This is a genomic window from Bacillus sp. SW14 (assembly GCF_047608225.1).
Classification (GTDB): domain Bacteria; phylum Bacillota; class Bacilli; order Bacillales; family Bacillaceae; genus Bacillus; species Bacillus subtilis_G.
This window is the reverse complement of record NZ_JBLKRW010000001.1, coordinates 2,409,359-2,422,141: the sequence shown is the minus strand read 5'-3', so window position 1 is coordinate 2,422,141 and position 12,783 is coordinate 2,409,359. Positions and strand designations below refer to the sequence as shown.

Sequence of the window (12,783 nt, the reverse complement as noted above, 5' to 3'; positions counted from 1 at the left end):
GAGAGGAGTGGGAAAATGATAACTGAACAACTGCACATTTCATTAAATAATCCTATCATGTCCAACCACAAGGTATACGGACAAGCGTTATTACCCGGCCTTGCTTATATAGATTTGATCTACCAAGTATTCCAAGAACATGGTTACGCATATCAAGAGCTTGAATTAAAAAACCTGACTATTTTTTACCCTTTGATCGCAGACGAATTGTATGACATTGCTCTCACAATTCACGTGTCTGAAAGCAAGAAAGGGACATGGTCCATCATCATCGACGGACAAAAACAGCGTGGTGAGTCGCTTTCGGACAAAAGACAATATGTGACGGCTGACATGCATCGTAAAGAGCGGACTTCTTTTGAAGATTCAATAGACCATAATCAGTGGAAACGTACAGCTGAAAGGATTTTGAATTTAGATGAACTGTATGAACAATGCCGCTCTCAAGAATTAGTGCATACTGGCATGATGAAGGCGGAAGGGCAGATTTATAAAACCAAAGAGGGTGCTTTGATTGATCTATCTGTCGGACAGGAAGCGCTGGGCCATTCTGAAGCTTTTCTGTTTCATCCGACTCTCATTGATGGCAGCGGTATAGGTTCAAGCTGCCTTCTCTCAGATCAAACGATGTATCTGCCACTGTGTTATGAATCTTTCTCAGCTTCAGAACGATTGCAGAAAGTGTGTACAGCACGGATCCTCTCTTCATCTGTGCGCCAGAAGAAAGAACTCACTTATATGACGATTGAATATTTTAATTCCTCCGGACAAAAAGTGGCCGAGCTGAAACAGTTTGCAGGCAAGTCTGTACGTGATGCGGCAGTCCTTCATTCTGGAAAAGAAATTCATGCTGTCTCTCAGAATCCTGATCGGGACTATACGGCAATTGAAACGTATTTGCGTCAATTGCTTGCTCAACAGCTTGAAAGGCCGGCAGAACAAATGGATATCCACGCCGGATACTATGAGCTTGGGCTGGATTCACCATCCTTGCTAAAAGTGGTTCAGGAGATTGGGGATGAGATCGGAGCGGATCTTTCGCCAACGCTGCTGTTTGAATATACGACGATTGCAGAACTAGCTGTGTATCTTGCTGATCATTATTCAATGGGAGAGGCGGACGATACAGTTCGCCAGTCTCCTAAACCAATGCAGGATTCTTCAGACGCCGCTCCCTCTTTACCAGAGATCGGCGGGGATATTGCCATTATCGGAATGGCAGGCCGTTACCCTAAGGCAAAAAACATACAGGAATTTTGGGAAAATCTTAAGGCGGGTACCGACTGCATCACGGAGATCCCAAACTCGCGCTGGGAATGGAAGGATAACAATGGTCTGGATTCACCTTCGGGCAAGCCATTGTCAAAATGGGGCGGGTTTATCGAGGATGCTGATTGTTTTGATCCTCAATTTTTCAGGATTTCACCCCGTGAAGCGGAAACGATGGACCCTCAGGAACGCTTATTTTTAGAGACGTGCTGGGAAGCCATTGAAGATGCGGGGTATACACCAGTAACCATTGCTTCACCGCAGGGAGAAAATAAAAGACAGCATGTCGGCGTGTTTGCAGGTGTTATGCATAAGGACTACTCCCTTATAGGAGCGGAGGCACTATCAGAACATCATCCATTTCCTTTATCGCTGAATTATGCGCAAATTGCCAATAGGGTCTCTTACTATTGTAATTTCCACGGTCCAAGCATGGCGGTCGACACGGTCTGCTCTTCTTCATTAACTGCTGTTCATCTGGCAATAGAGAGCATCCGGAATGGAGAATGTGAGGCCGCGCTTGCCGGAGGCGTCAATTTGTCACTGCATCCGGCTAAATATATCAGCTACGGCAGTGTCGGGATGCACTCAAGTGACGGCTATTGCCATACATTCGGAAAAGGCGGGGACGGCTACGTATCTGGAGAAGGCGTCGGAACAGTATTGTTAAAGCCGCTCCGAAAAGCTGAACAGGACGGTGACCGGATCTATGCTGTCATCAAAGGCAGTACCATTAATCATGTGGGAAAAGTAAGCGGAATTACAGTTCCGAGCCCGGTAGCTCAGGCTGATGTTATCGAAGCGTGCTTAGAGAAAACAGGAATTGATCCGCGCACCATTAGCTATATTGAAGCCCATGGCACTGGCACCTCATTAGGAGATCCGATTGAAATACAAGGGTTGGTGAAGGCTTTCAGCCGAAATACGCAGGAGAAGCAATTCTGTTCAATTGGTTCTGTGAAATCAAATATTGGCCATGCTGAATCTGCAGCCGGCGTCAGCGGTTTAACGAAGACTGTCCTGCAGCTGCACCATAAAACACTGGTGCCGTCACTACACTCAGAAGAGCTGAATCCATATTTGCAGCTGGATGAAACCCCGTTTTTTGTCCAGCATGATACAAAGGAATGGCAGCAGCCTTCTTTTACAGAAAACGGGTTGAACGTCACATATCCCCGCCGCGCCGGTTTAAGTTCGTTTGGCGCTTCAGGATCAAATGCTCATCTTATTTTGGAGGAATATATTCCGACAGAGAGCCGTTCAGAGCCGATTTTAACGAAAAATGAAGAAATGATTATTCCTCTGTCCGCGAGAAACAAAGACCGTTTGCACGCTTACGCTCTTAAACTCCATGATTTTCTGAGCGAAGACGTCAATCTTGTAGCGTTAGCTTATACATTACAGACAGGCCGGGTGGAAATGGAGGAGCGGGCAGCCTTTATCGTGAAGGACATAAAGGATTTATCTGCTAAACTTCAGGCGTTTGCAAATGGTGAAATAGAGATCGACGGCTGCTGGTCTGGGCAAACCAGGGAGGATCAGGAGGCCGCCGGACCAACATCAACAAACAGCGAATTGAAGAAAATAGCTGAATCATGGGTTCAAGGAAAACGGGTGATCTGGAACGAGCTATATGGCGATCGCAAACCGCTTAAAATCAGTGTTCCGACCTATCCGTTTGCAAAGGAGCGCTACTGGATACCAGCTCCTGAAACAAAAACCAGCATAGTAGATCATACCTTACATCCGCTGGTGCACCGCAATACGTCAGACTTTACGGAGCAGCGCTTCAGCTCTGTTTTTACAGGTCAAGAATTTTTCCTATCTGATCATGTTGTGCAGGGACAGAAAATCCTGCCGGGCGTTGCCTACCTAGAAATGGCAAGGGAAGCGGCGGAAAAAGCTGCGGGCGATCTGGAAGGTGAACAAAGAATTGTGTCGCTTAAAGACATCGTCTGGATCCGCCCGATCACGATAGGAAGTGAACCAAAAGAAATACATATTGGCCTTTATCCTGAGGATAACGGGGACATTTCCTTTGACATTTACAGCAGCTCTGAAACGAAAGAAGAAACCCCGATGATACACAGTCAAGGCCGTGCAGTCATTTCAGCTGAAGCGGACACTCCTGTTTTAGATCTTGCATCCATACAAACAGAATGCAGTCTGGATACAGTGACGTCAGAACAATGCTATACGGCGTTTCGAAAGATTGGGCTTGACTACGGCGAGGGCTATCAAGGGATTGAAAAAGTGCTTGTCGGACATGATCAATTGCTTGCAAAAATCTCGTTACCCGCTTTTCTAAAAGACGGCAAGCAGCATTTTACGCTCCACCCGAGTTTGATGGATTCCGCCTTCCATGCCACAGTCGGTTTTATCGTCAGCTCAGTCAATGCTGACTCGCAGGCCAGCCAGCTGTCTCTCCCGTTTGCTTTGCAGGGGCTGGATGTTTTCAGCCCATGTCCTCAGGAGATATGGTCTTATATTCGTTATAGTTCAGACAGTAAAGCGGGCGACAAAGTCAGAAAGTATGATATTGATTTATGCGATAAGAACGGGAACGTTTGTGTACGAATGAAGGGTGCCTCGATGCGGGCGCTTGATGGAGAACAGCAGACCATGCCTCATGCAGCGGATTCTCCGCTGACAGGGCATAAGATGATGATCCCTGTCTGGGAACCGGTTTCTCTAAATGGTGAGGACAATGCTTTGTTTGTTGCTAATCGTGCTGTTTTATGCGGTGGTACTGAAGATGAACGGACGTTAATAAAGCAGCATCATCCGCAGGTTTCCTTTATCGATATCCGGTCAGTAGATGACATTTCTGCAATAGCGGACAAGTTGCAAGCATGCGGAGGCATTGACCATGTATTGTGGATGGCCCCGTCACACCCGGACAATATCGTTAGTGAAGGGCAAGAAGAGGCCGTTCTTCAGGCATTTAAGCTTGTGAAGGCATGTCTTCAATTAGGCTATGGTGAGAAGAAGCTAGAGTGGTCTTTTGTGACCGTCCAAGCGCAGCCGGTTACTCCATCTGAGAAAGTTCACCCCGCTCATGCAAGCGTTCATGGACTCGCGGGCACAATCGCTAAGGAATATCCGCATTGGAAAATCCGTCTTCTTGATTTTGAAGAAGGCTGCACATGGCCGGTACATCAAATGTTTACGCTTCCTGCTGACCGTCTCGGCCACACTTGGGCCTATCGGAATCAGCAATGGCATCAGCAGCAATTGATCCCATATCGTCATTCACCGTCAAATGACACGCTATACCGAACAGGCGGAGTATATGTGGTCATCGGAGGCGCTGGGTACATCGGGGAGGCATGGAGTGAGTACATGATCCGCCGCTATCAGGCGCAAATCGTTTGGATTGGACGCAGTCAAATCAATGATGCCATCCAGGCGAAAATAGACCGTCTCTCAGCGCTTGGCCCTGAGCCTTACTATATTGCAGCCGATGCTGCGGATATGCATTCATTGCAGCAGGCTTATGATCAAGTGAAAAAGGGTCATCCTGAAATTCACGGGATCGTTCACTCTGCAATGGTTTTATCTGAACAAAGTCTGGATAATATGACGATGGAAGAATTTACTGCCGGACTGGCGGCGAAGGTGGATGCCAGTGTTCGTACTGCCCAAGTGTTCCAACAGGAGCATTTAGATTTTGTTCTGTTTTTCTCTTCGCTGGTGGCACATATCAAAAACGTAAAGCAAAGCCATTATGCCTCTGGCTGCGCATTTGCAGATGCTTTTGCTCACCAACTTTCTCATATCTGGGCTTGCCCTGTAAAAGTCATGAACTGGGGATATTGGGGAAACAGTGAAGCGGCCGAGGATGAACAGTATGTACAGCTTATGAATCAAATTGGCTTAGGCTTAATTGAGCCTGCGGAAGGTATGAAGGCGTTAGAAGCACTGCTTTCTGGACCAGTCAGCCAAACGGCATTTATTCATACGACAAAACCTGTAGCAGTCGAAGGCGTGAATCAGAAAGAATTCATCACCCTTTATCCTGAGCACCCTTCGGCAGACGCTGAAAGCCTGAAGGGGCGCCTGCCGAAAACAGGACAATTTCAAAGAGTGACACACGAAGAGCTGGACGATCTTCTTTACAGACTTTTGTTAGGCCAGCTGCAAACGGCTGGGCTGTTTGATGGTCAAAGATTATCGATTGAACGCCTTCAACAATACAAGACTCGTGAATTTTATGAAAAGTGGCTTCGGCAAAGCAGTGAATTCCTTCTGCAGCATGGTTATCTTAAGAAAGATGGAGATTCATTGGTAAGGAAGGATCCAGCAGAGGATATCGCGCTGATTTGGCAAGAATGGAATGCGAAAAAAGAAAAATGGCTCAAAGACAGCAATACAAAAGCAATGGTTGTTTTAGCAGAAACCATGCTGAAAGGATTACCGGATATTTTGACAGGGAAAGTGCCTGCCACAGATATGATGTTTCCTCAGTCCTCAATGGAATTAGTAGAAGGCATCTATAAGCATAACAAAGTGGCAGACTATTTTAATAAATTGCTTGCCGATACGTTAATAGCTTATCTGGATGAACGGCTGAAGCACGATCCGCAGGCATCCATCCGCATTATGGAAATAGGGGCAGGCACAGGCGGCACGAGCGCCGGAATCTTTCAAAAACTGAAAGCCTATCAAAACCATATCAAAGAATACTGTTATACAGACCTGTCCAAAGCATTTTTGCTGCATGCTGAAAAGGAATATGGGGCGGAAAATCCGTACCTGACGTATCAGCTTTTTGATGTAGAAAAACCGATTGACCAGCAGGAAATCGAGGCTGGCGGCTATGATGTCGTCATTGCAGCCAATGTCCTTCACGCGACAAAGAATATCCGTCAAACGCTGCGGCATACAAAAGCAGTGATGAAAAACAACGGAATGCTGCTGCTGAATGAAATGGCGGGAAACAGCCTGTTCCCTCACATCACCTTTGGTCTCTTGGAAGGCTGGTGGCTGTATGAAGATCCTGCAGTACGGATTCCCGGCTGCCCAGGCTTATATCCTAGCAGCTGGAAAGCGGCACTTGAAAGCGAAGGCTTTGAATCTGTCTTCTTCCCGGCCGAAGCGGCCCATGATCTCAGTCACCAGATCGTCGCTGGCTCAAGCAACGGGCTGGTACGCCGTTTGATGGAAACTGTGATCTCGTCAGAGAAGGATGTTTCATTAGCGTCTAATAAGGAGCCAGCTAATACACAAAACATAGATTCGGAGAAAACAGGACAATCAAATCATGCTCACCTCAGAGAAAAAAGCACAGAATATATGAAAAAACTAATCGGGGAAACATTGAAAATTCCTGCTAGCAAGATTGAGTCATCTGAACCGCTTGAAAAGTACGGGATTGATTCTATCGTCGTTGTCCAGCTGACGAATACCTTGCGTAAAGAATTTGACCATGTAAGCAGCACTTTATTTTTCGAGTACCAAACGATTGACGCGTTAGTTGAGCATTTCATCCAAACAAAAACAGAAGCGCTGATGAAACTGACAGGTCTTGACCGTCAAGTTCACCAACAGACACCGGCCGCAAGCATGAATAAGTCTTCAAAAGAATCTGGGCAGGCCGCTAAAGGAAAGCGGCGCTATCGCAAGCTTGGCTTCAGCAGGGAGAAAGAAACGCCAACACACGCTCCTGCCAGCCGTGATGTTGCGATTATCGGCATTTCCGGCCGTTATCCTCAGGCGGAGACAGCTGAAGACTTTTGGAATAACCTAAAAGAAGGTAGAAATTGTATTGAGGAAATTCCGAAAGAACGCTGGGATTGGAAAGCCTATTACGATAAAGAAAAAGGAAAAGAAGGGTCGATTTATACGAAATGGGGCGGCTTTATCAAAGATATGGACAAATTTGATCCATTATTTTTTCAGATTTCTCCGCTTGAAGCAGAAAGAATGGACCCTCAGGAGCGATTATTTCTGCAAACCGCTTATGCAAGTATAGAAGATGCGGGATACACGCCTGACACGCTCTCTACAAGCAGAAAAATCGGCGTCTTTGCCGGAGTCATGAACAAAAATTATCCGACCGGCTACGGCTATTGGTCTATCGCAAACAGAATATCGTATTTGCTGAATTTCCAAGGCCCAAGCCTTGCAGTCGATACAGCCTGCTCCTCCTCTCTGACAGCGATTCATCTAGCGCTGGAAAGCATTTATAGCGGATCGAGTGATTGCGCCATTGCCGGCGGTGTCAATCTAGTTGTTGACCCGGTTCATTATCAGAACCTATCTGTCATGAATATGCTCTCTGCAAGTGATACATGTAAATCTTTCGGCGATGACGCAGATGGATTTGTCGACGGTGAAGGCGTAGGCGCTATTGTGTTAAAGCCGTTGCAACAAGCAATAGCAGCCGGAGACCATATTTACGGTGTGATAAAGGCAAGTGCGATTAACAGCGGAGGAAAAACAAATGGATATACGGTTCCAAATCCTCATGCACAGGCACAGCTGATTAAAGAAACGATTGAGCGCGCCAATATTCCCGCCCGAACCATCAGTTATTTGGAGGCGCATGGAACAGGCACCGCATTAGGAGATCCGATTGAGATAGCGGGATTAACAAAAGCATTTGAGGAAGATACGCTGGAGAAACAGTTTTGCGCGATCGGCTCCAGTAAATCAAATATCGGTCATTGTGAAAGTGCAGCTGGAATTGCAGGACTGACAAAAATACTTTTTCAGTTTAAATATGGTCAAATTGCGCCATCATTGCATTCTCAGCGATTGAATCCAAACATTGAATTCAGCCATACTCCGTTTGTCGTTCAGCAGCATCTTGGTGAATGGAAGCGCCCGGTGATTGACGGACAGGAGGTGCCGAGACGCGCCGGATTGAGCAGTTTTGGCGCCGGAGGGTCCAATGCTCATATGATCCTTGAAGAATATATTCCGCAAACAGAAGCGCAAACGCCTGAAGCTTTTCCTCCTGCGCTGATTGTGCTGTCAGCGAAAAACATGGAACGGCTTCAGGAAAAAGCGGAGCAGCTGCTCACAGCCATTCAAGAAAAAAGGTACTGCAAAACAGATCTGATCAGGATCGCCTATACCTTGCAAACGGGTCGTGAAGCAATGGAGGAACGGCTGGGTTTTATAGCGGAATCATTAGAGGATCTTGAGAGAAAGCTGAGCGATTTTATCGAAAATAAAGCAGACAGCCTGTACCTGGATCGCATCGATGAGAACAAAAAAGCATTAGCGGTCTTATCGGCAGATGAAGATACAGAAAAAATCATAGAGGCATGGATGAGCAAAGGGAAATACACGAAACTGCTTGATCTTTGGGTGAAAGGCTTGTCTTTTGACTGGGATAAGCTGTATGGAACAAATACGCCTGTCCGGATCAGTCTTCCCGCATATCCATTTGCAAGAGAACGTTATTGGGCACCAGATCAGGCAAAGACCCCAGCGTCTAAAGAACAGCAAACAGAAGAGCATTTTGAGGTTATGACTTTTCAAGAGGTGTGGAAAGAAGAACCGGCAACTCTCACATCGAAACGCTTCAAAACGCTCATCTGTTTTCTGACGGATAGAGAAAAGCAAAACGCCTTCGCTTCATCTGTAAAAAACGTTGATCAAGACACCAAGGTCATTTTTATTTCGCAGGGTGAGGTGTACAGCAAACAGTCTCAATACAGCTATCAGATTGTACGGCAAGAACCTGTCACTTTTGAAAAAGCCTTCCAGAGCATTCAGGAGGAACATGGAGAGCCAGATGCAATCCTCTATATGTGGCCTGCGGAAGATGAGAGCTATATAAAGGACCATTCATGCATTGTCTATTTATTACAAGGGATGTCCTCAGCGAAGCTCCATCCTTCACGGCTGCTGCTGGCGGGACGTTTTGAAAATGGTCTTGACCGGAGCTATCTGGAATCATGGATTGGCTTCGAACGCTCACTCGGGCTTGTTTTTCCACATACAAAAGTGACTGGAATCTTTCAGCCGGCAGATCAAGAATCGATGGATGATTGGGCACGTAAAATCTGGACGGAATTACAGGCTTCAACTGAACAAACCGTTTTGTATCAAAATGGGAAACGATGTGTATGTCACATGAAACAGACCACCATACAACCGAACGACAGCAAATTGAAGTCTGGCGGCACTTACCTGATGACAGGCGGTTTAGGAGGGCTCGGTTATTTATTCGCCAAGCATTTGGCTAAAAACTATGCCGCAAACCTTATTTTGACAGGGCGGTCGCCTTTCAATGACGAAAAGCAAAAGCAAATAATAGAATTAAAGAATCTAGGCGGCGAAGCCATGTATGCAGAGGCAGATGTTTCTGATCCTATCGCGATGGGAGACTGCGTGAAACGAGGGAAAGACCGATTTGGCGCCATCAACGGCGTTATTCATGCAGCTGGCATCGAGAGCGATTCTGCTATTTTTGATAAAGAGATCGATAGCTTCCAGCGCATCATTGAACCGAAAATCAGCGGTACGATAGCGCTTGATGAATGGCTTAAAAATGAAATCCTTGATTTTGTTTGTTATTTTTCTTCGTCTTCTGCGGTTTTAGGAGATTTTGGCTGTTGTGATTATGCGATCGGGAATCGGTTCCAAATGGCCTATGCACAGTACAAAAATGGGCTTCATAGCGGCAAAACGTATGTCATCAACTGGCCTGTATGGAAAGATGGCGGAATGAAGATCGGTGATCAAGAAACAACCGAATTGTACCTGAAATCAAGCGGCCAGCGCTTCTTAGAAGCCGATGAAGGCATTCGCCTATTCGAACACATCCTGTCTCAGCAGGATGCTCAGCATCTTGTGATAGCCGGTCAGGCCAGCCGGGTCAGCCGCTTTTTAGGTATGACCGAATCAGCTATTCCGGAACCAGCCATTCAAGACCCAGCTGTACTAGAAAAAAGAGACGAGGTAAAAACGCTAAGCGTTGAAAAGCGTTTAGAACACGATCTGAAAGAGCGTATTCACACATTGCTTAAAATCTCAAAGGACAAGCTGGATTTGAACAAAAATTGGGCCGACTTCGGATTTGATTCGATCTATTTGGCTAAATTCTCGAATATGTTATCAAAGCATTTCAACATCGAAGTGACACCGGCTTTATTTTTTGGCTACTCGACTTTACAGGAATTAATCCGTTTCTTCTTAACGAATCACAAAGAGCTGATCGAAGCATTTTACCGGGAGGATGCACCTGAGGCACAAAAGAATCCTGAAGATGATGCTCCGGTTCCTGCAGAACTGGATACCAGCAAAAAAAGCGTCCGGCAGGTTCACGCTGAGCCTATCGCCATTATTGGAATGAGCGGCAGATTTCCTCAAGCTGATTCGGTCATGGAGCTGTGGGACAATCTGAAAAACGGGAAAGATTGTATCACTGCCATCCCGAAAGAACGCTTGGACTGGGGTGGAGCTAACGGAGGTCCAGAAAAAGCAGTGCCGAGATGGGGCGCATTTTTGAAGGACATAGACCGATTTGATCCGCTGTTTTTTCAAATATCGCCTAAAGAAGCTGAAAGCATGGACCCGCGCCAGCGCATCTTTCTAGAGGAAGCTTGGCACACATTTGAAGACGCTGGCTATATGGGACATCGAATAAAAGGAAAATCCTGCGGTGTTTACGTAGGTGTGGAAGAAGGAGAATATGCGCATTTAACCGGAGATACAGATTACATTAACGGAACACAAAACGCCACATTATCTGCGCGAATCGCATACGCATTAGATCTAAAAGGACCTAATATGGCATTGACAGCAGCATGTTCATCTGGACTTGTGGCGATTCATCAGGCATGTTCAGCCCTCCGTCAGGGAGATTGTGAAATGGCTTTAGCCGGCGGCGTCAGCCTGAATATTTCTCAAATGTCATTTGAGGCGCTGACAAGAGCCGAAATGCTGTCTCCGAACGGACAATGCAAAGTGTTTGACCAAGATGCCAATGGTCTGGTGCCAGGTGAAGCGGTGGCTGCTGTTCTCCTGAAACCATTATCAAAGGCCATTGAAGATAATGATCACATTTATGGCTGCATAAAGGCCAGCGGTGTGAATTACGATGGCAAAACCAATGGCATTACGGCACCAAATCCTTTTAGCCAGACAGAATTGATCGAGAACATTTATGAAAAAAATGAAATCAACCCGCTCAACATTCAATATGTGATGGCGCACAGTACCGGCTCGAATCTTGGTGATCCGCTTGAGGTCGAAGCGTTAACGAGCGTGTTCAGCAAATATACGAAGCAGAAGCAATTCTGCATGATGAGCTCGATTAAACCTTTAATTGGACACACATTTGCAGCGTCAGGGGTGGTTGCTTTAATCAGTATGCTGATGGCAATAAAAAACCAGACGATTCCGGCTACTCATCATTGTAAAGCGGACAACCCGTATATTCAGTTTAAAGAAAGCCCGTTTGTGCTTTGCAAAGAGAACCTTCCATGGATCAGGAAAAATCAGAATCCGAGGATGGGAACCATCAGCACAACAGGTATCAGCGGCACCAATGCCCATGCAGTCATTGAAGAATACATCCCGGATGAGCAGCCGTTCACACAGCGGCATAAAGAGTCAGCTGAATGCCCGCAGGTTATCGTGCTATCGGCCCAAAATGACGATCGGCTTCAGGATGCTGTCAGCCGCATGATAGTGTATCTTGAGCAGAATCAGAACCTATCTTTACCTGATGTTGCATATACACTTCAGGCTGGAAGAAAAGCCATGGAAGCGAGGCTCGCGATTGTTGTGAACAATCAGGAGCAATTGGTGCGAAAATTGAAGGAATATGCGGAAGCAATGAAGAATGGTGAGGTATCAGGCCAACAGGCATCCCTTTATATAGGACATACGGAAGGGGTGTTAGTAGAACAGGATGAAGCATTCCTGCAAGCACTCGCAAAAGAGAGAAATTTGGAAAACATTGCGGAATGTTGGGTGAAAGGATATCAGATCCCGTGGGAACTCCTTCATGAAGGCGATGACGTTCGGATGGTTCCTTTACCTGGCTATCCGTTTGCAAGGGAGCGGTATTGGGTTTCGTCAGGGAATCATCAAACAAAGGCCGCTAAACCGCATATACAAGACATGAAAACAGAGATTGACGAGCCTAATGGCGAAACACACATTCAAAAGATCATTGTTCAATTTTTAGCACGAGAGTTGGGCATATCTGAGGAGCGAATAAGCTTCAAAAGAAACTTTTTGGATTATGGAATGGATTCAATTCTTGGCCGAAAATTGATGCGTCATATCGAAAAAATCACGCAGATGAAGGTGACTGGCCGGGAAATCCTTGAATATCAGACAGTCCAAGATTTATCCGCTCATTTGGCGTTGAAAGCTGAAAAACGCAATCAAAGCGCGGCAGCACATCAAACAAAAACGTATACAGACGAGCAAATCATCGGATTGATGCAAGAGGTGGCGCAAGGAAAACTGGATTTTAAGAGTGTGCAAAACATCATAGAAGGGAGTAAATCGTATGAATCATAAAGAAATTCTCGATGCCTTCAG

At 46.1% G+C, this 12,783-nt stretch carries 1 protein-coding gene; it reads left to right on the top strand.

Annotation, left to right across the window (positions count from 1 at the left end; genetic code table 11):
• Nucleotides 1-15 precede the first annotated feature (15 nt).
• The gene (locus ACMX2I_RS12605; protein ID WP_414957119.1) at nt 16-12,762 is read left to right on the top strand and encodes an SDR family NAD(P)-dependent oxidoreductase; all 12,747 of its coding nucleotides are present in this window, start codon (nt 16-18) and stop codon (nt 12,760-12,762) included.
• Nucleotides 12,763-12,783: the final 21 nt, after the last annotated feature.